The 22,707-nt window shown below is 45.5% G+C and carries 21 protein-coding genes and 1 other annotated feature (1 of these 22 only partly in view); of the genes, 17 read left to right on the forward strand and 4 right to left on the reverse strand.

Annotation, left to right across the window (positions count from 1 at the left end; translation table 11 throughout):
• Window positions 1-119 precede the first annotated feature (119 nt).
• From isdE to OB236_RS25155, 5 genes are read left to right on the forward strand one after another with little or no spacing between them, the layout of a single operon-like run.
• Window positions 120-1,007, forward strand: a complete 888-nt coding sequence (isdE, locus tag OB236_RS25135) for a heme ABC transporter substrate-binding protein IsdE (RefSeq protein ID WP_262686376.1) — start codon at window positions 120-122, stop codon at window positions 1,005-1,007.
• A gap of 40 nt (window positions 1,008-1,047) precedes the next feature.
• Complete coding sequence (locus OB236_RS25140) at window positions 1,048-2,031, forward strand: FecCD family ABC transporter permease (RefSeq protein ID WP_262686377.1); 984 nt, start codon at window positions 1,048-1,050, stop codon at window positions 2,029-2,031.
• Entirely contained in the window at window positions 2,021-2,791 is a 771-nt protein-coding gene (locus OB236_RS25145) for an ABC transporter ATP-binding protein (protein ID WP_262686378.1), read from the forward strand. The genes OB236_RS25140 and OB236_RS25145 overlap by 11 nt, the downstream gene beginning before the upstream one ends.
• Window positions 2,792-2,809: 18 nt before the next feature.
• Entirely contained in the window at window positions 2,810-3,625 is an 816-nt protein-coding gene (gene srtB / locus OB236_RS25150) for a class B sortase (protein WP_262686379.1), read from the forward strand.
• Window positions 3,626-3,643: 18 nt separating this feature from the next.
• A complete protein-coding gene (locus OB236_RS25155; RefSeq protein WP_262686380.1) occupies window positions 3,644-4,810 on the forward strand; it encodes an S-layer homology domain-containing protein in 1,167 nt (388 codons plus the stop codon).
• 93 nt (window positions 4,811-4,903) lie between these two features.
• Here the strand turns inward: OB236_RS25155 and OB236_RS25160 are convergent, their stop codons facing one another.
• On the reverse strand, window positions 4,904-5,044 hold the full coding sequence (locus OB236_RS25160; protein WP_179097526.1) for a hypothetical protein: 141 nt from the start codon (window positions 5,042-5,044) through the stop codon (window positions 4,904-4,906).
• Between the two features lie 217 nt (window positions 5,045-5,261).
• On the opposite strand from OB236_RS25160, the gene OB236_RS25165 reads away from it, so the two are divergent.
• The 8 genes from OB236_RS25165 (at window position 5,262) to OB236_RS25200 (ending at window position 16,646) form a co-directional block, all read left to right on the forward strand.
• A complete protein-coding gene (locus OB236_RS25165) occupies window positions 5,262-6,260 on the forward strand; it encodes a globin-coupled sensor protein (RefSeq protein ID WP_262686381.1) in 999 nt (332 codons plus the stop codon).
• A gap of 180 nt (window positions 6,261-6,440) precedes the next feature.
• A complete protein-coding gene (locus OB236_RS25170; protein ID WP_262686382.1) occupies window positions 6,441-8,303 on the forward strand; it encodes a site-specific DNA-methyltransferase in 1,863 nt (620 codons plus the stop codon).
• Window positions 8,304-8,318: 15 nt separating this feature from the next.
• Window positions 8,319-11,363, forward strand: coding sequence for a type III restriction-modification system endonuclease (locus OB236_RS25175; RefSeq protein ID WP_262686383.1), 3,045 nt, complete (start codon window positions 8,319-8,321; stop codon window positions 11,361-11,363).
• Window positions 11,364-11,649: 286 nt separating this feature from the next.
• Window positions 11,650-13,206 carry an ABC transporter substrate-binding protein gene (locus OB236_RS25180; RefSeq protein WP_408638515.1) on the forward strand — a complete coding sequence of 519 codons (1,557 nt, stop codon included), beginning with the start codon at window positions 11,650-11,652 and terminating at the stop codon, window positions 13,204-13,206.
• Window positions 13,194-14,213 (forward strand): ABC transporter permease, encoded by a 1,020-nt coding sequence (locus tag OB236_RS25185; protein ID WP_262686384.1) that lies wholly within the window; start codon window positions 13,194-13,196, stop codon window positions 14,211-14,213. Before OB236_RS25180 ends, OB236_RS25185 begins: the two co-directional genes overlap by 13 nt.
• On the forward strand, window positions 14,210-15,073 hold the full coding sequence (locus OB236_RS25190; protein ID WP_262686385.1) for an ABC transporter permease: 864 nt from the start codon (window positions 14,210-14,212) through the stop codon (window positions 15,071-15,073). Before OB236_RS25185 ends, OB236_RS25190 begins: the two co-directional genes overlap by 4 nt.
• A gap of 45 nt (window positions 15,074-15,118) precedes the next feature.
• A complete protein-coding gene (locus OB236_RS25195) occupies window positions 15,119-16,045 on the forward strand; it encodes an ABC transporter ATP-binding protein (protein WP_262686386.1) in 927 nt (308 codons plus the stop codon).
• Window positions 16,035-16,646: an ABC transporter ATP-binding protein gene (locus OB236_RS25200; RefSeq protein WP_262686387.1), complete on the forward strand. Its 612-nt coding sequence runs from the start codon at window positions 16,035-16,037 to the stop codon at window positions 16,644-16,646. The genes OB236_RS25195 and OB236_RS25200 overlap by 11 nt, the downstream gene beginning before the upstream one ends.
• Window positions 16,647-16,692: 46 nt before the next feature.
• On the opposite strand, the gene OB236_RS25205 is transcribed toward OB236_RS25200, so the two are convergent.
• Window positions 16,693-16,848, reverse strand: a complete 156-nt coding sequence (locus OB236_RS25205; RefSeq protein ID WP_179097519.1) for a hypothetical protein — start codon at window positions 16,846-16,848, stop codon at window positions 16,693-16,695.
• 45 nt (window positions 16,849-16,893) lie between these two features.
• Window positions 16,894-17,289 (reverse strand): DUF948 domain-containing protein, encoded by a 396-nt coding sequence (locus OB236_RS25210; protein ID WP_262686388.1) that lies wholly within the window; start codon window positions 17,287-17,289, stop codon window positions 16,894-16,896.
• 239 nt (window positions 17,290-17,528) lie between these two features.
• Between OB236_RS25210 and OB236_RS25215 the strand changes: the two genes are divergently transcribed.
• A complete protein-coding gene (locus OB236_RS25215) occupies window positions 17,529-17,777 on the forward strand; it encodes a YolD-like family protein (RefSeq protein ID WP_076232981.1) in 249 nt (82 codons plus the stop codon).
• A gap of 88 nt (window positions 17,778-17,865) precedes the next feature.
• On the opposite strand, the gene OB236_RS25220 is transcribed toward OB236_RS25215, so the two are convergent.
• On the reverse strand, window positions 17,866-18,648 hold the full coding sequence (locus OB236_RS25220) for an SDR family NAD(P)-dependent oxidoreductase (protein WP_262686389.1): 783 nt from the start codon (window positions 18,646-18,648) through the stop codon (window positions 17,866-17,868).
• 240 nt (window positions 18,649-18,888) lie between these two features.
• On the opposite strand from OB236_RS25220, the gene OB236_RS25225 reads away from it, so the two are divergent.
• The 3 genes from OB236_RS25225 (at window position 18,889) to OB236_RS25235 (ending at window position 22,522) form a co-directional block, all read left to right on the forward strand.
• On the forward strand, window positions 18,889-19,065 hold the full coding sequence (locus OB236_RS25225; protein WP_179097527.1) for a hypothetical protein: 177 nt from the start codon (window positions 18,889-18,891) through the stop codon (window positions 19,063-19,065).
• A 142-nt stretch (window positions 19,066-19,207) separates the two neighbouring features.
• A complete protein-coding gene (locus tag OB236_RS25230; RefSeq protein ID WP_262686390.1) occupies window positions 19,208-19,897 on the forward strand; it encodes a cupin domain-containing protein in 690 nt (229 codons plus the stop codon).
• A gap of 180 nt (window positions 19,898-20,077) precedes the next feature.
• Window positions 20,078-22,522, forward strand: a complete 2,445-nt coding sequence (locus tag OB236_RS25235) for a S9 family peptidase (RefSeq protein ID WP_262686391.1) — start codon at window positions 20,078-20,080, stop codon at window positions 22,520-22,522.
• 143 nt (window positions 22,523-22,665) lie between these two features.
• Window positions 22,666-22,707 (forward strand) — a binding site (T-box leader) (it continues 186 nt past the right edge of the window).

Below are 22,707 nucleotides of genomic sequence, written 5' to 3' on the forward strand. Positions count from 1 at the left end.
AGAAGTTGAAAAGTGAATAGCAAGTAAACGGGGATACCGGAAATCCGGTGTCCTCGTGAATTTTAAACTGTAGGCGAGTCGATGACCGTTCTGCAGCGGTAAAGGAGACAAGAACTGGAATGCGTACAAGAATAAGCGCAGCATTAATCGCTCTTGTATTGTTAATAACCGCAGGCTGTTCCACAAATGATGTTGTATCGGAGGCAGTGTCCCCTGATGCCAAGAGTTCATCAGCACCCTATCGCGTTATTGCGACAACCGTGGCGGCAACTGAAATGATGGATGCGCTCGGCGTTGATCTGGTGGGCATACCCAAGAGCTACAAAAGCTTGCCGAAACGGTATGAAGGTGTAACACAGGTAGGCAATCCGATGAGTCCCAATATGGAAGTCGTCAAATCGCTTGATCCTACAGACGTGCTGTCGGTCACGACACTCGAGTATGATTTGGCGCCTGTGTTTAAAAATGCCGGTGTCGGAGCGAACTTTATGGATTTGACCAGCGTTGACAAAATGAACAGTGCAATTCAGGCGCTTGGAAATAAATATGATCGCAAGGCGCAAGCTGACGCGATAATAGCGAAGTTTAATGACAAACTTGCTGCTATCAGGAAACAATCTGAGGGTAAAAAGCAGCCTTCCGTCCTCATATTGCTGGGCGTTCCAGGCAGCTATCTGGTTGCTACGGAAAATTCCTATATCGGTGATCTTGTCAAGCTTGCAGGAGGCAAAAATATTGTTCAAGGTGAGAAGGTTGAATATCTCGCTTCCAACACCGAATATTTACAGAAGGCCAACCCCGATGTCATTCTACGCGCTGCTCACGGGCTGCCCGATGAAGTGGTCATCATGTTTGACAAGGAATTTAAGAAAAATGATATCTGGAAACATTTTGCAGCTGTACAGACGAACAGGGTGTACGATTTACCTGAGGAATTATTTGGTACTACCGGTAATTTAGCTGCTGTCCAGGCTCTGGACGCCTTGATGCCGATGCTGTACCCATGAATACGAACGTTTACGATTTTGCCAATAAAGGAAGTTTGAAATGAGCAAAGCATGGTTGAGTATGATTATCGTCATTATTTTACTTGTGGCAGCTGCCCTTATATCAGCAACTACCGGCAGTATCAAGGTAGGGAGCCTGGAGCTTATACAGGGTTTGTTCAGTGGAACAAATAAAAGTGTACAGATCATTAAAGATTTGCGGCTACCGCGAATTATTATCGCCGTATTCGTAGGCGCAGCCCTTGCGGTGTCTGGTGTGCTGCTGCAGTCAGTTATGCGGAGCCCCTTGGCCGATGCCGGCGTTATCGGGATTTCTTCCGGAGCGGGTGTCCTGTCGCTGCTGTTTGTAACCCTGTTCCCGCAGTTCTTTTTTTGGCTGCCTTTGGCTGCCTTTATAGGAGGGGCTATCGCCTGTTTTCTTGTGTATTCCTTGTCCTGGAAATCGGGTTTAACCCCAATTCGAATCATTCTGGTCGGAATTGCGGTCAATGCAACCTTTACGGGTCTGGGGCAGTCGTTCAATTACAGAGGCAGCTATGCCGTTACGAGCATTAATCAGGCTACCACATCGGTTTTTGCGATGAAAACATGGGGCGATGTACAAATCATGGTCCTCTATGGTTCAATCGGACTGGTGTTAGCGATGCTGCTGTATTCCTGGTGCAACCTGCTGTCGCTGCAGGATAAATCCGCCCAGAACCTTGGCCTTAATGTAACAAAAGCACGTCTGCTGATTTCGATCGTAGCGGTGATGCTTGCAGCTGTCGCAACAGCCATTGGCGGTTTAATCGCCTTTGTAGGCTTGTTAATTCCACATATCGCCAGAATATTGGTAGGCTCTGACCATAAGCTGCTGATTCCTTTTTCGGCTCTGGCTGGTGCACTTCTTATTTTGTCAGCTGACACGCTTGGACGTACCATATTGGCACCTTCGGAGGTTCCAGCTTCTATTATTATGACGGTAATCGGTGGACCTTTTTTAATATTTTTACTGAGAAAGAGTGGGCAGACTCATGGACATTAAAGAGGTCACATTTTCTTATGACAAAAAAAACGATCATCTGAAATCCGTGAGCAGCAGCATCGAGATCGGGAAAATCACCACGATTATCGGCACGAATGGATGCGGCAAGTCTACGCTTCTTGGCATCATGTCCAATAACCATAAGCCCCGCAGCGGGAATGTGATTTTGGATGGCAAGTTTATTAACACGTACAAACCCAAGGAACTCGCCAGAAAACTTGCCGTTGTACATCAGCACAACGATGCTCCATCGGATTTAACTATTGAGAAGCTTGTCGGTTTTGGACGCCTGCCGCATAAAAGCATGTTTGCTCCCCATTCAGATGAGGATACTGAAGCAGTCTTGCAGGCGCTAACCCGCACTAACCTGCTAGCCAAAAGGAATTTGACCATTGATCAATTATCGGGTGGAGAAAGGCAGCGAGTATGGATAGCGATGTCGCTCGCGCAGAGCACACCTTTTTTGTTTCTCGATGAGCCAACGACCTATATGGATATTTATTACCAATTTGAGGTTTTGAATTTAATTAAAAGTCTGAATGTAGATTACGGATTGACGATCGTCATGGTACTGCACGATATTAACCAAGCCATTCGTTATAGCGACAGCATCATCGTGATGCAGGATGGACAAATTGTGAGAAAAGGGTCGCCTGCCGAGGTAATTTCTGTGGAGACAATCAAGCAAATATACGGAGTCGATGTTATTGTCAGAGAGGACACAGATGCCGGGTTGTATATGGTGCCGCTTGGCATTTAAGAAGGTGGCGCTGGAAATATGTACAAACCGGTTTATGTCTTGATGAGAACCGTAAGTGTTCACAGGGCACTGACTATACTGAGTTTGGGTATGTTTGTTTTTTGCCTGTTCGCGCTGGGTCGTATCTTTCTCGGTTATCAGCAGCAAGAAGAGCTGGCTGCACAGGCCAGACAAATTTACTACCAGCAAGTCGTTACGAACCGCGAAACGTTGGAGGATATTCGTATTGAAGCAGCTGCAAAAGATGTGTCTGTTCCCGAGATTCGTCCTGCTTTCCGCGGCTTGCTGGATGTGAACACGGATATTGTAGGTTGGTTGAACATAGCGGGGACATCGGTCGATGATCCGATCGTTCAGGCGCAGGATAACGATTATTATTTGGATCGTAATTATAAAAAAGAAGCTTCCAGATCAGGCAGCATCTTTATGGATTATCGCAATACCATAATGGCGAATGACATGAACACCATATTGTATGGACATCGGATGAAAAACGGCTCGATGTTTGGGGCTTTGAAGGCTTATGGAGACCGATATTTTTTCGATAATCATCGTACATTTCGTTACGATACGTTGTACAAAAGCTATAATGTTGAGATTTTTTCCTTCTATTATACGACGACCGATTTCAATTATATTGAAACAGCTTTTTCTGACGATGCCGATTACTTGTCATTTTTGCACAGCGTCCAGAACAAATCGATACACAAAACGGATATCGTATTGAACGAGCCTGAACCGATTCTTACTTTATCTACCTGTGATTATACACTGGATGCTGTCGAGGGTCGGCTAGTCATTCATGGTGTGCTGAGAGAACGATCCATTCATTAGTTTTGAGGAGTGTTAACGATGAGTCATTCAATTAAAAAGGTTATGTGTGGGATGTGTTTGGCATCGCTGTTGGCGATGGCACTACCTGTTGCGGGCTTGCCCGATTCGATTTCGTACGATAAAGCATTTGCTGCTGAGGTCGGTACAGGTGTAGGTACCGGTGCAATAAAAGACGGAAGCTATAAGATCTCCTATATGATTAAGAAATTTGGTACAGAACAGGCATCAGTGATGCAGGATTATGTGATAACACCAGGAACCTTAACAGTCGCTGGCGGTAAATATTACATGACGGTGACGTTGAAGCAGGGAAAACAAATCACCGCATTCAAAGTCGAGCATAACGGGACGCTGAAAGATGCGGAGATTGTCGGAACGAACGAAGCTAAGAATACAAGAGATGTGAGATTCGAGGTTACTGATCTTTCCAAAAAGCTGAAGGCATGGGTAAAAATCGATTGGGCCGAGGTCAACTATTTTCATGAATACGACATTGAGATTTCCATTGACAAAGACAGCGCCAAGCTGATTGAAGGGAGCTCCGGTCCTTCATCTAAAGCAGATACTCCTGCAGGTTCAGCTCCTATTGAACAGAAGCCAGTGGTTGATAACAACGTAAAAGCAAAGGATAGTGAACAAGCTGTGACTAAACCAGCTTTAAGCGATATTAACGGCCATTGGGCTCAGACTGCGATCGAACAGGCGGTAGCACAAGGGATTGTGAGCGGCTATGAGGATGGATCATTCCATCCTGATGGGGAAATCAGCCGCTCCGAGTTTGCTGTGCTGCTCGGCCGTGCTCTGAAGCTGGAAGGGAAAAAAGCTGAGCTCGCTTTCTCGGATCGCACCCAAATTCCAGAGTGGTCCCGTTCTTATCTGGAGCAGGCTGTTGGGGCGGGCATTATCGGCAGCTATGAGGATAATACGTTTCGACCTAACCGTAATATTGTTCGCTCGGAGATTGCTGTTATGATCGTTCGTGCGCTCGGATTGCAGCGTGATACCAGCCAGAAGCTGAGTTTTGCCGATGAAGGAGATATTCCACAATGGGCATATGCGGAGGTTGCTGCCGCGTCCAGCAAAGGGATTATTAGCGGACGGGGCAATAATCTGTATGCACCCAACGCAGGAGCAACCCGTGCAGAAGCTGTTACACTCTTGTTAGCACTCAGCAAGCTAAAATAAATCCCTCCAGTGTCCAACGTCTGTTTCAGCAGGTACTAAAAAAGCCATGATTTCTACATATTGTAGAAAAACATGGCTTTTATTCGGGTTGATTTAATTTTCGTGTTTTTCGATCCGATTGATGGAAAGCAGTGAGTTGGTATCTGACATAAAATTGTAAAATTCTTCTTCTGTTTCAAAAAGATACGTTTGATCTTCTGTCACAACAGTGAATAATGCATCTTCATTTAGCATCGTTCTCACACCTCCCTTGCCATAATTTACTATATGACGATTTATCGTGGTTGATGTCCTGATTATATTACTTAATCTATATTCAGAACATTCAAACAATTATTTGCACTGCCGATGCTGGGAGCATTTTCAAATCTAGATTGCATCCGCTCTAGTAAATCTTATATACTAGTGTAAGTTTGAAAGGGTATCTTTCATGATTTCAGGAGGTATGTGCATGATTCACGTTGACGAGAGAAGAAGGAAACAGCTTGCCTATACGGGTATCACAGAGAACGACTTGACTTTTTTGAAAAGTCAAAATGAACATTTTCAGGCAATTGTCGAAATTGTCGTCGATAAGCTGTATGATCAAGTGAATCTACAACCGGAGCTAGTTAAAATAATTAATGCCAACAGCACGATTGAACGCCTCAAGCAAACGCAGAGATGGTACTTTTTATCGATGGTAGAAGGGGTTATTGACACAGAATTTATTGAGAGAAGAATACATATTGGTAAGATTCACTCCCGCATTGGATTAACGACCGACTGGTATTTGGGCACTTATATGCTTTATCTTGATATTGCTGTGAGTAATTTTAAAATCGTTGCTCCTGACAATTGGATGCAGATCATATTGTCCCTCTCAAAGATGTTTAACTTTGATTCCCAGCTCGTCCTGGAAGCTTATGAAGCCGATGAAAAGCAGAAAATACAAGAATTATCCAACGATAGGCAAGCAACAATTGTTAAGGTGAATAAGGCAGTCCAGGAGCTTGCAACGATGATCGTAGAGCTGAGCGAAAGCAGCTTGTCCGTATCGAACTCGGCTAATTTGAGTGCAGAGATTCAAGATCATGCATTGAACAAGGTTGAGCAGCTTCAGGTTAAAATTGGCGAAATTCATTCGGTAGGCAACTTGCTTCAGGAGGTTTCCGATCAGACCCATTTGCTCGGGCTTAACGCCGCTATCGAGGCAGCTCATGCCGGAGACCATGGAAAAGGGTTTGGCGTGGTGGCCAATGAGATTCGCAAGCTTGCAGCACATTCCAAGGACTCGCTGGATTTGATCAAAGGGACCTTGGAGGATATATCCACAGTGTTAAATGAAGTCATGCACGATACCCAGCAAACGTCGGCTCAGGCGCGCGATCAGGCGGCGGTTTCCGAGGAATTAAACTCGTTTGTCAATATGATCGAAGCGGTGACACTTGAGCTGGAGAATGGGATATAATGAAAAAAGCCAACCTTCACAGGCTGGCTTTTTTTTAGAGATAAGGATTATAGGTTTTCAGCGAAGCTGAACGATTCTTATCTCGCAAGAAAAGCTACATTATAACACGAATGTATCATTATGACTTCGAGAAGTTCAATAATAAGCTTTTGTTATATTATACAAGCGAGGAGGGTAACTATGGATAAGCTTACGATGAAGCCACAGGGTACGGAACAAATAAATACGAATGCCATCGCACAACTGTTTCCGAATGTCATGACTGAAGTCAAGGGTGAAGATGGCATACTTAGGCGTGTGATAGATTTTGATCTGTTAAAACAGGAGCTGTCACCCCACATTGTTGAAGGCGAGAAAGAGCGTTATCAGCTAACCTGGCCTGGTAAGAAAGAGGCAATTCTTCAGGCCAATCAACCGGTTGAGAAAACACTTCGTCCGATTCAAGCGGATAGTTCAAATTGGAATAATACCCATAATATGTATATCGAAGGTGACAATCTGGATGTATTGAAGCTCCTGCAGGAATCGTATTTGAACAAAATCAAGTGCATATATATAGATCCTCCTTATAATACAGGAAACGATTTTATTTATAGAGATGATTACAGCCAGACGGTCGAGCAGTATGCCGAGGCATCTGGTCAAGTTAATGGTGAAGGGCTTCGGTATTTTCACAATACAGAGTCTAACGGAAGATTCCATAGCGACTGGCTTACGATGATTTATCCAAGATTAAAGCTTGCCAGAAATTTGTTAAATGAACAGGGTGTAATCTTTATATCGGTAGATGATCATGAAGTGGATAATTTGAAAAAGGTGTGCGATGAACTATTCGGAGAAATGAATTTTATTGAACAGCTTGTATGGAAACGTCGAGCGACACCTCCCAATGATCGGATTATCGGTAGAAATCATGAATATATCGTCGTGTATGCCAAAAATGCGAGTCAGGTGCAATTATACTTGCAACCTCGTTCCGAGGAACTGAATGCCAGATATCGCAATCCGGACCATGATCCCAGGGGTCGGTGGGTCGCTTCGGATTTGAGTGCGAACGGCAAGGGCGGAAGACTTGTAGAAAGCTGTATATATCCTATCCTCCATCCACAGACCGGAGAGGGCTTTATGCCGCCGGCTAACAAGTGCTGGCTGTACAATAAAGAAAAGATGGATGAGCTGCTGGCTGACGGGAGAATTGGTTTTAGAGAAAATTCAGGTGCGCCTTATTTGAAAAGATATTTGTCGGAGGTTAGAGACGGTGTAACGCTGCCTACCATTATTGAAAATGGAGGTTTTTCATTCGATTCGGCCAAAGAATTGAAGGCGCTTTTTGACAAAGACACGTTCGAGTTTCCCAAGCCTACCTCTTTGCTAAAAATTTTGTTGAAAACGGGAACGATCGATGACGATATCGTACTTGATTTTTTCTCGGGTTCGGCCTCAACAGCGGATGCGGTCATGCAGCTGAATGCAGAGGATGGGGGGAATCGCAAATATATTTTGGTGCAGCTCCCAGAACCTTGTGCGGATCGCAGCGAGGCTCGGCGTGCTGGCTATGAGACGATATGTGACATTGGGAAAGAACGAATACGTAGAGCTGCCCGTAAAATTAAAGTAGAAACCGATGCAGTAATCGACTATGGATTTCGTGTATATCGGATCGATTCTTCCAATATGAAAGAGGTTTATTACGTGCCGGAGCAGTTGGAACAGCAGTTTGTGCTTGAGCTGGAATCCAATATCAAGGAAGATCGTTCAAACGAGGATTTGCTGATTCAGGTGATGCTTGAATTGGGACTGGAGCTGTCTTTGCCAATGGTCATCAAGGTGATCGAGGGTAGGCAGGTGTATCTGGTCGCTGGAAATTCGCTCGTCTGCTGTTTTGAGGAACGGATTACACGGAACGTGATGAAGGAGATTGCTAAAGAGAAGCCAATTCGGGCCGTATTTCGCGACAGCTCGTTTGCAAGTGATGCCGATCGGGTTCATGTCGAGGAAATGTTCAAATCTCTATCCGCGGGCACCGAGATTAAAGTCATATAGGCAGGTGAGTGAAGCGTGAAGCTTAAGTTCAAACATCAGCAATTCCAGACGGATGCTGTACAGTGTGTGGTAGACTGTTTTGATGGACAGCCGAGCGTTGTGTCCCGATTTACCTTGGATCCGGGAAAACCGCCTGCGATCGAGCAGATGATGTGGGAGACCCAAGCTACCCCGCATACAGGAATTAAAAATAATCAGATCGAGCTGATGCCTCCGCAGGTTCTGGCCAATATCCAAAAAGTGCAGATTCATCGCGGTCTCAAGCCCTCAGGTAAGCTTGAAGGTCAATACAATCTGACGATTGAGATGGAGACGGGTACAGGTAAAACGTATACCTACATCAAATCGATGTTTGAGCTTAATAAAAAGTATGGCTGGAGCAAGTTCATTATCGTCATTCCCTCGATAGCGATTCGCGAGGGTGTATTTAAAACATTCCAGCTTACGGAAGATCATTTTATGGCTGAGTACGGGAAAAAGGCCCGCTATTTTATATACAACTCCAGGCAGCTTCACCAAATCGAAAGCTTTGCGAGTGATCCCGGTATCAATGTGATGATTATTAATTCGCAAGCTTTCGCTGCAAGGGGGAAGGATGCGAGAAGAATTCATATGGAGCTCGACGAGTTCCAATCCAGGAGACCGATAGACGTTATAGCCTCAACCCATCCGATACTGATCATCGACGAGCCACAATCAGTCGAAGGGGAAAAGACAAAGGAAGGGTTGAAGGAATTTAAGCCGCTGTTTACGGTGAGATATTCGGCAACGCATCGGAAGGATCAGGAATTTAACAAAATCTATCGTTTGGATGCGTTGGATGCTTATAACAGAAAGCTCGTCAAAAAAATCAACGTCAAAGGCATTTCCGTTAAAGGTATGGCCGGAACTGAAGCTTATGTGTACGTGGAAGGTCTGGATCTGAGTCACAAGCAGGCACCCGCTGTGAGGATAGAGTTGGAACAGAAAACCAAAACCGGCTCGAAGCGGGTAACTCGCAGGATGAAGGCTGGCGATGATCTTTACCGACTGTCCAACAACCTTGAAGTTTACAAAGGATACACCCTAACCGAGATCAACGGAGTCCGCAACACAATTAGCTTTACGAACGGGATAACTCTGTCCGCAGGAGAGGTTCTGGGAGATATCGATGAATTGAGCTTCAGAAGAATCCAGATCCGTGAAACAATCAAATCCCATTTTGAAAAGGAACGGGTGCTATTTCATCAGGGAATTAAGGTGCTGTCTTTGTTTTTTATCGATGAGGTTGCCAAGTATCGTCAGTATGACTCGGATGGTAAGGAAGTCAGCGGCGCTTATATACGGATTTTTGAAGAGGAATATGCTAACGTCATGAATGATGAGGTTAAACATACGGATCAGCAGCTATATATCCAATATCTTGACAGCATTTGGGTGCAGCAGACGCATAAAGGCTACTTTTCGATTGATAAAAAAAGCAGCAGGTTCGTGGATTCCAAGGTAGCGGCTAGAGAAACCGATTCGGATGATGCCGATGCCTATGATCTCATTATGAAGGATAAGGAAAGGCTTCTCAGTTTCAAGGAACCGACCCGGTTTATTTTTTCTCACTCAGCGCTCAAGGAAGGCTGGGACAATCCGAATGTTTTTCAAATATGCACATTAAAGCACAGTGATTCCATGATGAAAAAACGCCAGGAGGTTGGCAGGGGCTTGAGGCTGTGCGTCAACCAATATGGTGATCGTATAGATGCTTCGATGCCAGGGATCGATGTTCATGATATCAATGTATTGACGATTGTCGCCAGTGAATCGTACGATTCGTTTGCCCGGCAGCTTCAGAGTGAAATTGCCTCGATCCTGTCGGACAGGCCGCAGAAAGCAGATGTTTCATTTTTCCTCGGTCATTTATTGATTAATGATCTTGGTGAAACCCTACAAATTGATGAATCACTTGCCAAAAGGCTGAACAAATCATTCATCAGGAGTAACTACATCAATGATGACGATGAGCTTACCCACGATTATTATGAGGCTGCAGCGAATAATCGTGTTGTGCTTCCGGAAGAGTTTCATGCATACCAGCAAACTGTTATGGATTGGGTGGCGACGATTTATTCAGATCTCCCGGCCGATTGGATCAACAATGATCGCACAAACAATATCAAACAATTGCAGCTGAGTCCTAATTTCTATACACCAGAGTTTCAGGAGCTATGGAATCGAATTCGATATAAGACCACGTATACGGTAAATTTTGATTCGGCAGAGCTTGTTCAGCAATGTGTGTATGAATTGGATACAAAGCTTACTGTTCCTGAGGCCTATTACCGGGTTGAGCATGGCGGGCTAGGAGCGATTCGCTCCAAAGAGCAGCTGCAGATAGGCGAGGGCTTTGAGCTTCACGAAACCTACACACAAACGGTTGAACCCCGTACAGCGTCACAGGTTAAATATGATCTGATCGGTAAGCTCGTTAACGAAACAAGGCTGACCCGGAAAACGATCGTTAACATGATAAGGGGTATCCAGCCTGAGACGTTTCTTTTGTTCAGAAAAAATCCTGAGGCGTTTATTATCCGGGCATCAAGGCTGATCAATGAACAAAAGGCGACAGCAATTATTAAACAAATTACGTATGATGTAGTTAATGAAACCTTTGATTCCGCTATCTTCACGATGAATCCAAAGAGCGGACAAGCTGGTCTCAATGCAATGTCAGTGAATCGTCACATTTATGATTATATCGTTACCGATTCGGAGATTGAAAAAAAGTTTGCCCAAGAGCTGGATGTCAGCAAGGAAGTTTACGTCTTTGCCAAGCTGCCTAAAGGTTTTTTCATACCAACGCCTGTTGGCGATTACAATCCCGATTGGGCGATCGTGTTTAACAAAGGGGTGTCGAAAGTGATGTACTTGGTAGCCGAGACCAAGGGTTCCATGAGCTCTATGGACATTAGAGGGACAGAGAATGCCAAGATCCAATGTGCCCGAAAACATTTTGAGAAGATTAATACCGCGCACTTCAAGTATGAGGTCGTTGATCATTATGAGATGCTGCTGGAGCTCATTAGATAAGAAAAGCTTATAAAATAAAGACAGCTTAACCAACAAAAACTGAATACTATCATATAACTAACATCTCATTCACCTGTATCAGGGCGTGAGATGTTTTTCTATGTGAGGAACACCGTGAGTTTATGTGAGCTTTGACTGAAAAAAGAGTGCCCTTATTCCAAAAGTGTGTTACAATTTATGAAGTTCGTAACACGATACATATAAAGAACCATAAGGACAAGGAGTGTTTGAAGTGAAACTGAAGACAAGTAAATGGATGGGGATGGTGCTGCTTGCAGGCTGCATGATGGTATCTGGCTGTATGTCCAATACCAAAGAAAAGGCCGCCAACCCAACAAGTAACGCTAAGGATCAACTCATTCTATCCGTTGGTGCGGAGCCGGAGGGCGGATTCGATCCTACGACAGGCTGGGGTCGTTACGGCTCGCCATTGTTCCAAAGCACGCTGCTTAATAGGAATAGCGAAATGAAGATTGAGAATGATCTGGCCACCGGATATGAAATTAGCAGTGACGGCAAAACCTGGACCGTGAAGCTGCGCAAGGACACCAAATTTTCAGATGGCAAGCCGCTAACCGCTGAAGACGTGCAATTCACTTTTGAAACAGCAGCCAAAAGCGGTACAGCCATCGATTTGACCAATATGGAAAGTGTTAAGGCTATGGATGAAGCTACCGTAACGTTCAAGCTTAAAGAACCACAATCAACTTTCATTTCTTTGCTCGTTTCAACAGGAATTGTGCCCAAGCATGCATACGGCAAGGATTACGCAAGCCATCCGGTTGGCTCAGGTCCTTTTAAGCTGGTTCAATGGGACAAAGGACAGCAGGTCATTGTTGAGGCGAACACTGAGTATTACGGGAAGAAGCCATTTTTCAAAAAAATAACATTTTTATTTCTAAATGAAGACGCTTCGTTTGCGGCTGCAAAGGCAGGAAAAGTGGATGTATCCTATATTCCATCAGCATTTAGCAAGCAAAAGATTGAGGGTATGCGTCTTGAAGCGCTAAAAACCGTAGATAACCGCGGCATTATGTTTCCTTATGTAAAATCCGGACAAAAAACGAAGGAAGGCATTGCCGTTGGTAATGACGTGACGGCAGATCTATCCATTCGTAAAGCAATTAATGTTGCCTTGGACAGAAAAGCACTCGTTACAGGGGTGCTCGAAGGCTACGGTTCACCCGCTTATACAGTGAATGATGGCTTACCTTGGTGGAACCCTGAAACGGTATTCGCTGATGCCAATGTGAACGAGGCGAAGAAGCTGTTAGCAGATGGGGGTTGGAAGGATTCCGATGGGGATGGCATTGTTGAAAAGGATGCTTTAAAAGCGCAATTTTCATTGGTGTATCCTTCAGGAGATGTTTCCCGGCAATCACTTGCACTGGCTGCCGCTGATATGATCAAGCCTATCGGGATCAAGATCAATGTCGAGGGTAAAAGCTGGGATGACATCGGAAAAATGATGTATTCAAACGCCGTGATGTTTGGCTGGGGCAGTCGTGACCCTCTGGAAATGTATAATTTGTACAGCAGTAAATATAAAGGTGCTGATTATTACAATACAGGTTATTACAGCAACCCGACCGTAGATGAATGGATGAATAAAGCGATGCTGGCAAGAACGGAGGAAGCGGCGTGGGATAACTGGAAGAAGTCGCAGTGGGATGGTAAAACCGGCTCAAGCGCCAAAGGAGACGCGTCCTGGGCATGGCTCGTGAATGTCGATCATTTGTACCTGGTGAAGGATAAGCTCGATATAGGCAAGCAAAAGATTCATCCACATGGACATGGTTGGCCTGTGACTGATAACATCGAAGATTGGAGATGGAAGGAATAGAGAAGCAGGGTTGGATTCTGCAGAACCGTACAGCAGCATTTTGGGGACGGAAGGCGATTCGGCTTTTATCCCTTTTGTTCGCTGTCAGTGTGATTTCGTTTTGGCTTGTTGAGCAATCGCCTATTGATCCTATACAAGCTTATGTGGGCGCGGATGCTATGAAGGTAAGTCCTGAGCAGCGTGTGCTGATTGCCGAATATTGGGGGTTGGATAAGCCTCCTGTAGAGCGGTTTCTGCGCTGGGGCTCGGCGCTGCTGCGTGGTGATCTAGGCACATCGATGATCCACCGGATTCCGGTAGTGGAAGTCATTGGGGAAAGGTTTATGAACTCGGTAGCGCTCATGGGCGTATCGTGGTTGTTGTCAGGTGTGATTGGATTTGTCGCTGGCACAGTTGCGGCTATGAACAAGGATAAGTGGATAGACAGGTTGATCAAATGGTACTGTTATACCTTGGCTTCTACCCCAACGTTCTGGCTAGGGTTATTGTTATTGATTGTTTTTGCAGTCTGGCTAGGATGGTTTCCGGTCGGTCTGGGCGTGCCTGCAGGTGTGCTGGCCGAAGATGTTACTTTCGCCGATAGAGTTCAGCATATGATTTTACCGGCATTGACCTTAAGTGTGGTTGGTATTTCCAATATTGCTCTACATACACGACAAAAGCTGAATGAGGTGTTGACAAGCGACTACGTGCTCTTTGCGAGAGCGAGAGGGGAATCCGGTTTTCGTTTGTTTTGGAGACATGGATTACGTAATGTCGCACTTCCTGCGATTTCCTTACAATTCACCTCTTTCAGTGAGCTGTTTGGAGGTGCTGTTCTGGCAGAGCAAGTATTTGCGTATCCGGGGCTGGGACAAGCGACTGTAGAAGCTGGTCTGCGGGGCGATGTACCGCTGCTGCTGGGCATGGTGCTGTGCAGTTCATTATTCGTATTTACCGGTAATGCGGTAGCAGATCTGATCTATCGGTTAGTGGACCCAAGGCTTGCTGCAGGAGGGAGCCGATGAGTCGATCATGGAGTGACATACCATCCCGCGCACCTGTTAAAATTCGTGTGAATCGCAGAAAGCGTTCGTTTGTTTATAGTGGACTTGTCTCTTTGTTTATTTTGAGTGCCTGGCTTGGTGGTTATTTGGTAGATTCGGCGGTATTGGATACACATTTGGCAAACAGAAACCTGTCGCCATCATTCGCTCATTTGTTCGGCACAGACTGGTTGGGAAGAGATATGTTCTCACGAACGGTCATGGGGCTTGGCATAAGTATTCAAGTTGGTTTTATTGCTTCTGCATGCAGCTGTTTAATAGCCGCCATACTCGGGCTGACGGCTGCAATGGGAAGGACTGCGGACGCGATTGTCTCTTGGTTGATTGATTTGTTTTTAAGTGTGCCGCATTTGGTCTCGCTTATTCTTATTGCTTTCGTGTTTGGTGGTGGCATGAAGGGGATTATTATCGGAATTGCCTTCACGCATTGGCCGAGCCTTGCGCGTATTATTCGTGCAGAGGTACTGCAGCTTCGGTCAGCCGAGTATGTACTGATCTCTCGTAAGCTTGGTAAATCTCGCCTGTGGGTGGCGTCCCGTCATATATTCCCGCATTTGCTTCCGCAGCTGCTCGTCGGATTATTGCTGCTATTCCCACATGCTATTCTACATGAAGCGGCAGTTACCTTTATCGGTTTGGGTCTATCGCCACATCAGCCAGCTATAGGCATCATTTTATCCGAGTCCATGCGTTATTTGTCGACTGGCATGTGGTGGTTGGCATTTTTCCCTGGTATCTGTTTACTGCTGGTTGTCCGTTCGTTTGATAGGGTGGGCGAGCAATTACGTGTACTCGTGGACCCACGCCAATCGCAGGAGTAAGCAGGGAAGTAAGTTTTCTACGAAAACTTTTAGGAGGTGTCACGTTTGGCACTGCTTGAAATTGACCAATTAAGTATTGCTTTTACCCGCTATACAAGCGTTTTGCGTCAACGTACAACCGAGGTCATTCATGAACTGCAGCTTTCGATTGGAGAAGGAGAGATCGTTGCGGTTGTTGGTTCCAGCGGTTCTGGCAAAAGCTTGCTCGCTCATGCGATCATGGGTATTCTTCCTGGAAATGCGAGTGTGACGGGTACCCTGCGCTATAATGGAGAGCCATTGGACGCTGCCAGGCAGGTAGCTCTACGAGGAAAGGAAATCGCTTTGGTCCCTCAGTCTGTTAATTATCTCGATCCTCTTATGCGGGTGGGAGAGCAGGTGCGTTCATCGGTGGATCAGCAGACGTTGTCGTTGGATGCACAAAGAAAAGTGTTTGCTCGTTATCAATTAGCGGACGATGTGGAACGGATGTACCCGTTCCAACTCTCAGGCGGTATGGCGCGACGCGTTCTGCTATCCACAGCTGTGATTAGCGGTGCCCGATTGATCATAGCAGACGAGCCGACACCAGGGCTTCATCAGGATGTTGCCCAGGAAACACTGCGCCAGTTTAGAGAGCTTGCCGACGAAGGCTGCGGTATCCTGTTAATCACGCATGATATCGAATCGGCTTTGCAAGTAGCGGATAAAGTAGCGGTATTGTATGCGGGGACGATCATGGAGATGGCTCTTGCAGCAGATTTTAGCGGGAGTGGCGAGCAGCTTAGACATCCTTACACACAGGCGTTATGGAAGTCACTTCCGCAAAATGAATTTAAGCCGATTCCTGGTTCACAACCGCTTGCGGGGTCCTTGCCAGTAGGGTGTTTGTTTGCTCCACGATGTGATCATGCCTCTGATGAGTGTAGTCGTCTACGTCCGGAGACACGTCATATTCGTGGTGGTTCAGTGAGGTGCATTCATGCTTCTTGAGGGAAAGAATCTTGGGTTTCGCTATGGACGGGGAGAATGGATTGTCAAGGAGATTGATATCAGCATCAAGCAGGGTGAAGTGGTCGGTCTTGTTGGACCGAGCGGTAGCGGTAAAACTACGCTTGCTCGTCTGCTTGCCGGCTATGATAAACCGCAGACCGGCAGTGTCACCTGTGATGGAACTCCGCTTACAGCAAGTGGTGTTCAGCCGGTGCAGTTGGTGTTCCAGCACCCGGAAAAGGCTGTCAATCCGCGTTGGCGCATGCGTCAGACGATTCGGGAGGGCTGGCTGCCAGACTCGGCATTTTTGCACATGCTCGGTATTGAGGAGGAGTGGCTGGATCGTTGGCCTAATGAGCTGTCCGGTGGAGAGCTTCAGCGATTTTGTGTGGCGAGAGCCTTGGGGCCGCAGACGCGGTTTTTGATCGCGGACGAGATGACCACGATGCTCGATGCCATCACACAGGCGCAAATCTGGCATACTGTGATGGACATTGCCGAGCGTCGCAACCTGGGTATCCTGATGATCAGTCATGAGCCCAGTCTGATTCAAAGGCTGTGTACTCGCGTAATACATTGGCAAGGGAGATCCGGTGAATAAGCTGCACTCGTTTTCTTATGCACCGGAGTCGTAGCTCAGAATCCGACTATAACAAAAAATGTAGAGCGATAAGGGCCACAGAGATATGGAACAAAATATCAAGCCAAAATTTGCTCGGTAAATTTGCTTTTTGAATCACTACATATAAAGACCGGATAATGATGATGATGAGTGCAACTTGAACAAGAATCGTAGGGATCATGGAAACCTCCTGGTTGGTTCAGCTTATCACAATGTTCCGTTCTTACTATCTGACTTTAATTTGAACCTTGTTGTTGGCACCCTGACTTTTGGGTGTCAGCTCATTTCCCAATACGGCAGCGGCCTGTTTAACCGAGTGGGTTACACTGTGCAGGGCTTCACCCATATCATGAGCCGATTCCAACAAGGGCTCTACCGTTTTTATTTTGCCTTTTACATCCCGGGAAATTTGGTTGGCCGTATGGATGAGCTGCTTGGCCTCTCCTGTAAGATCATGGGCAGCTGTTCGGACCTCGGCTAAGGTCCTGTTGGTTTCGTCTAGCGACGTCATTCCTTTTTGCAATATGCGAATCAGATAAAAAGTCAGAGTCACAAAAGCCGCACTTGCCGCAACTACGCTAATATCAATAGCCATATCCGTGCTCCTTTCTTTGTTGCCCATAGGCCAACTCCTTTTTAATCCTATCCTATGTCCGGGCCGGCTTATTTATTCGGAGTATGAATGCTAATCCAGGAGATGGCAGGTTCCGGAGTGAACCTATTTGAGCATAGCAGACACAGCTTTATTGATGATGAGCGGATGCGACCTGAACTGACCACAAAAAATTAACATTGATAACATAGTTGGTGTTCTGTAATATAGAGTGATTAGGGCTGCAGGGCTATGAGGAGATGTGAGTGGTGGCAAAAGCGAAACAAAAAAGACCGACACGCGATGAATTCGAGCTCGAGGACCTGGGAAACCAGATTGTAGAGGCCAAGGATAATAAGGAGCAGGTCATGCTGACCGTCTGGGGCGTGGAAGAGCCTGTTGTAGGGATTATTGTGGAGTTAGACCCCAGAAAGCGTCAAATACGAGTCAATCTGGAGGATGGCTTTAAATGGATTCCTTTTCTGGATGTTATGAGGTTGGATTATCCCCGCTATTGAATCGTAAACTGAATCGTGAACCAAGCTGAAAAAACCTTCCTTCCGTTATGTACGGTCATGGAAGGTTTTTGCTATTATATGCCAGAGCTTAAAGCGCAGCGCCTTTGCCGCCATCCACATTAACCGAGGTTCCTGTTACATAGGAAGCCGCGTCTGAAACCAGGAATGTGATAACTTTTGCCGCTTCTTCGGTTTCGCCGATGCGACCCATCGGAATTTGATGATTCGGATGCAGTGAGAATTGCTCCCAAGTCAGCTCAGGGTGCTGCTTTTTCCAGCCCTTTTCGATTTGATCACTCCGGATCATCCCGATGCAGACGGCATTCACTCGAATATTGGCAGAGGCCAGATCCTTGCTCATTGCTTTGGTTAGAGCCATTCCGGCAGCACGACTGACTGTAGTCGGTAAAGACGAAGCGGAAGGGGTCTTGGCAGATGAGGTAGAGATGTTAATTATCGCGCCTTTTCCCGCTTTTCGCATATGGGGAATGGCTGCCTTGGAGCAATGAATTGCACCGAATAGCTTTAAATCCAAATCATAAGCCCAGCCTTCAGATTCGACTTCTTCAAAAGGACGAGCTGCAGACGTTCCTGCGTTATTCACCAGAATATCCAAACTGCCAAAGCGATCCACAGTTTCTTGTACAGCTTTTTTGCAGTCCTCTTCAGAGGTAATATCCACTTGGATATAGAGCACCTCTGCACCGGTTCTTTCCACAATCTGTTGTGCTGCTGTACGCAAATCGTCCTCATTGCGTGCACATATGGCTACACGTGCTCCCTCAGCAGCCAGTGCCAAGGCAGTTCCAAGTCCAATTCCCTTACTGCCCCCTGTGATGAGTGCTACTTTTCCGGTTAAACCCAAATCCATGATCGTTACCTCCAGTCTCTATCTATTTGAGCAACAATAAACTCTCATAAAAAGTAGCACGCGAGTCAAATGATTGTCAATATTGGTTAATTCCTTAAGGCGTACAGAACCGGTGATAAGCTGGATGGCGCTTTTTTGGGGACGATAGTTATTGATTAAATGAGAGTTTATGTGTATAATCCAGAAAGGGAACATGTGTTCTATTCGTTAGAAGAACCAGCACAACAGGAGGGAACCGCAATGAGACCTACTTTTTTTGAAGAGCTTAAAGGTATGAAGCGTAACAATGAGTTCAGGGAAATGATTCTGATGCAAGCTGCCAAAAAAATGCTGGCGGATAAGAAGAAAAAAAGTCGACTGCAGCGTTTACTTACAAGAACGAATAAGGTTAAAACAATTCCCAAATGCTGGGATTGAACTGAACCTGACCTATATATAGAAACTGACGAGCCTTCATCTGATCACATACGGTTTAATCTGCACCTACTTATAGGCATCTGCATACCTTATCCACATAAGTAAGTCACCATTACTTAATTAGAGAAGGGCAGGAGCTTGAATGACTTTATATATGGATTACAAGTCCCCATCCGTACAGTTCAGCTTTGACGTAAATAATAGCACGCTTTTTAGAAAGGATGCTCGTAACTACATCAATGTACTGTCCAACAAGCAGCTGAATACATTGGAGAATACATCACTGCTTGATATTTTTCTCAGTGCTGGTAATGTAGTTGAGCCTCACTATCATCAAAATGCTGCAGAGCTTGTTTATTGTATCTCGGGTGCAGCAATTGTCTCAATAATCAATCCGTTCACCAATGATCTGCTCAATTTTCCGATAACACCAGGTCAAGTGGCGAATGTCCCCCAAGGCTGGTGGCATTACGAAATTGCCTCGGTTGATAACACTCATTTGTTGGCGATCTTTGATGCACCGGTTCCTGAAGTGATACTGGGATCTGACATTCTGAGATTAACGCCTGCCAATGTACTGGCACATACCTATTGCTTGAATGAAGCTGCAGTTAAACAAACGCTTGCCCCAATTAATGATTCAGTCTTCATTGGCCCACCGAGAGACTGCAACCCCTCTCAGGTTCACGGGAGCATGGCTGGTAAACCGCAGCCTTATCCAGCCTATACCCAACAGCCGCAACCCAATCATGGGCAGCACAACCCAATCGGGTATCAACTTCCCGCGCAACCGTATTATTACACACAGCCCTATCCAAGCCAAACATATTGAGAGATTGAAGCTGTAGCTATAGGTTGGAGAAGTGATAATCCCTTAACACCTTCGCTAGGAGATGTTAAGGGTATTTGTTCGTTTGAATGGTTACCAGATAATAAAACAATCTATCAAAATTGTGTAAATTTTATTATAATGTACATGCTTACAAATATGTTTTTGCAAAAGGGGTATCGTATGATCCGTTCATTGGCAGCATGTTTATCTATGGGTCTGATTACAGTCTTTCTATCGACCCTTGTGGGACCGTTAAGTGGTCAAGCTTATGCAGCACCGACCATTTACAAGGATGTTCCCGCCGAGTATTACGCAAGTAAAGAAATTGCCAAGCTTACAGAGAGCGGAATCATCGAAGGGAATGAGCAGGGCTTATTTCAACCGGATGTGGAAATTACGCGCGGTGTCACTGCCGTGTGGCTCAGTAAAGCCTTAAAGCTTAGACAGCCTAACAGCTTGAACGGATTCACAGATGTCCCAGCCTCAAGTCCCTACGCCATGGCAGTTAATGCCTTGAAGGAAAAAGACATTGTACAAGGCGATCAAGGTCGATTTAGTCCGGAGGAACCATTAACCCGTGAGCAAATGGCAAGCTTGCTGGCACGAGCTTTTCAGCTTAAGGATAACCATATGAACATATGGTTCAAGGACGAAAAGGCCATAGGCGATAGTCACTTTATCGATGTCGTCAGACTCAAACAACACTTTATCACCGAGCAGCTGGAATTTATGCCGAAGAACAAGGTAACCAGAGCACAGCTTGTCCTGTTTCTCAGCAGAGCGATTTCAACGGTCACGTTGAAGGATAATGAATTACCACTTGATGATTTTCTGAGGGGATCTGCACAGTCCAGCTTCAAGTCGTCACCTGATGGCAAGAAGATGGCCTACCTGAAGACAGCTAACAACCAGACACACATCTATTTGAAAAAAACTGGGGAAGAAGCCTCGGAAACACGTATCACCAGCTTGACCAACCGAGATATCATTGGATTTTTGTGGTTTAGCAATGATAAAATTTTATACATAACCGATATGTACGGAACGGAAGATCATCATATTCACGTAGTAAATGCGGATGGGACGGATGAAAAGGACTTGACCCCCTTTGATCAGGTACGAGCCCAATATATGGAGTCGTTATCTTACATGAGGGGCCACGAATTTGATATCTTAATCAGCATGAATGAAAGGTCTTCGCAGCGCTTTGATGTGTATCGATTGAATGTCAAAACAGGTGCAATGGAAATTGTCGCTCAAAATCCTGGCAATGTAACCAGTTGGCTTACAGACTTGTATGGAGAAGTCAGGGTGGCCATGGATACAGATGGTATTAATACGTCTATGCTGTACAGAGAGACACCTGCTCAGCCATTTAAACCCATATTGAAGCTGAATTATGGAGATTCCTTCATTCCCATTATGTTTTCGTTTGATAACAGCCAACTGTTTGCTTTATCTAATATTGGCAGGGACAAGCTGGCCTTGGTCAAGTACAACATGAATACCAAAGAAATGGGCGATACCGTTTATGAAAATCCGAAGGCCGATGTGACCAATATTATCATTTCCTACCAGAAGGAAGCGATATTGGCCGTTGAATATGAGACCGACAAAGTCTACTATGAGTATCTGGACAAGGAATACGAGCGGTTAAATGTAATGATTGCAAATAAGCTTCCCAATCAATCGTACCAGATTTTGGGTAATCCTCTGCCGGATACGAAGGTGCTGCTCAGAACCTACAGCGACAAATCGCCGGGAGCCTATTACTACTATGACCGCAAGAAAGACACACTGGATAAAATCGCAGATAGCAAACCATGGATCAAAGAAGAGCAGATGGCTGAAATGAAGCCGATTTCCTACAGATCGCGTGATGGGTATACAATCAATGGCTATTTGACATTACCCAAAACCGGTAGCACCAACTTGCCTTTTGTCATCCTTCCACATGGTGGACCTTGGGCACGTGATTCATGGGGATACGATAGTGAGGTTCAACTGTTAGCTAATCGCGGCTACGGCGTCCTGCAGATGAATTTCCGCGGCTCTACAGGCTACGGTAAGGAATTCAAGTTGGCTGGGGACAAGCAATGGGGCAAATCGATGCAGGATGATATTACCGATGGCGTGAGCTGGTTGACACAGCAAGGGTACGCGGATCCGAAGCGAATCGCAATTTATGGTGCGTCATACGGAGGCTACGCAGCATTGGCGGGAGTAACGTTTACCCCTGATTTGTATGCCGCCGGAATTGATTATATGGGGCCTTCCAGCCTGTTCACCTTCCTTAATACGATGCCGTCTTACTGGGAGCCTGATCGTCAAAAATTGTACAAGCAGGTTGGTGATCCTGAGAAGGATAAGAAGCAGATGGAGGACAGATCGCCTTTGCTGCATGCCGACCAAATTAAAACACCGATCATGTTCGCTCAAGGCGTCAACGATCCACGGGTAAAGAAGAGCGAGTCGGATCAGATCGTATTGGCGCTACGTCAGCGTGGTATTGACGCCCCTTATATGATTAAAAATGATGAAGGTCATGGCTTCCAGACATATGCCAATCGAGTTGACTTCTATCAGGCGATGTTAAAATTCCTTGATAATCACTTAAGTAAGTAGAGCTCTGAATAACGGCTTGACATACAGATATACTTCATGTATAAATATGTATAATTCAAATTTGAGATTAGCCAACAAATTTAAGAAATACTCAGATATTACAGTTTGACGCTATTGCCACAATGTATGCTTTTTACGATATCCCAATATTAATGAACGAGACAGTAATTCCAGACAAAGAGTCA

Source organism: Paenibacillus baimaensis (genome assembly GCF_025567575.1).

Excerpts from the sequence above, each read along its gene's own strand:
- OB236_RS25230 (WP_262686390.1), top strand. The coding sequence starts at position 19,208 with ATGACTTTATATATGGATTACAAGTCCCCATCCGTACAGTTCAGCTTT.
- OB236_RS25220 (WP_262686389.1), bottom strand. The coding sequence starts at position 18,648 with ATGGATTTGGGTTTAACCGGAAAAGTAGCACTCATCACAGGGGGCAGT.
- OB236_RS25235 (WP_262686391.1), top strand. The coding sequence starts at position 20,078 with ATGATCCGTTCATTGGCAGCATGTTTATCTATGGGTCTGATTACAGTC.
- OB236_RS25210 (WP_262686388.1), bottom strand. The coding sequence starts at position 17,289 with ATGGGCAACAAAGAAAGGAGCACGGATATGGCTATTGATATTAGCGTA.
- OB236_RS25225 (WP_179097527.1), top strand. The coding sequence starts at position 18,889 with ATGAGACCTACTTTTTTTGAAGAGCTTAAAGGTATGAAGCGTAACAAT.
- OB236_RS25165 (WP_262686381.1), top strand. The coding sequence starts at position 5,262 with ATGATTCACGTTGACGAGAGAAGAAGGAAACAGCTTGCCTATACGGGT.
- OB236_RS25180 (WP_408638515.1), top strand. The coding sequence starts at position 11,650 with ATGGTATCTGGCTGTATGTCCAATACCAAAGAAAAGGCCGCCAACCCA.
- OB236_RS25145 (WP_262686378.1), top strand. The coding sequence starts at position 2,021 with ATGGACATTAAAGAGGTCACATTTTCTTATGACAAAAAAAACGATCAT.
- srtB (WP_262686379.1), top strand. The coding sequence starts at position 2,810 with ATGTACAAACCGGTTTATGTCTTGATGAGAACCGTAAGTGTTCACAGG.
- OB236_RS25155 (WP_262686380.1), top strand. The coding sequence starts at position 3,644 with ATGAGTCATTCAATTAAAAAGGTTATGTGTGGGATGTGTTTGGCATCG.
- OB236_RS25200 (WP_262686387.1), top strand. The coding sequence starts at position 16,035 with ATGCTTCTTGAGGGAAAGAATCTTGGGTTTCGCTATGGACGGGGAGAA.
- OB236_RS25170 (WP_262686382.1), top strand. The coding sequence starts at position 6,441 with ATGGATAAGCTTACGATGAAGCCACAGGGTACGGAACAAATAAATACG.
- OB236_RS25205 (WP_179097519.1), bottom strand. The coding sequence starts at position 16,848 with ATGATCCCTACGATTCTTGTTCAAGTTGCACTCATCATCATCATTATC.
- isdE (WP_262686376.1), top strand. The coding sequence starts at position 120 with ATGCGTACAAGAATAAGCGCAGCATTAATCGCTCTTGTATTGTTAATA.
- OB236_RS25190 (WP_262686385.1), top strand. The coding sequence starts at position 14,210 with ATGAGTCGATCATGGAGTGACATACCATCCCGCGCACCTGTTAAAATT.
- OB236_RS25185 (WP_262686384.1), top strand. The coding sequence starts at position 13,194 with ATGGAAGGAATAGAGAAGCAGGGTTGGATTCTGCAGAACCGTACAGCA.
- OB236_RS25160 (WP_179097526.1), bottom strand. The coding sequence starts at position 5,044 with ATGCTAAATGAAGATGCATTATTCACTGTTGTGACAGAAGATCAAACG.
- OB236_RS25140 (WP_262686377.1), top strand. The coding sequence starts at position 1,048 with ATGAGCAAAGCATGGTTGAGTATGATTATCGTCATTATTTTACTTGTG.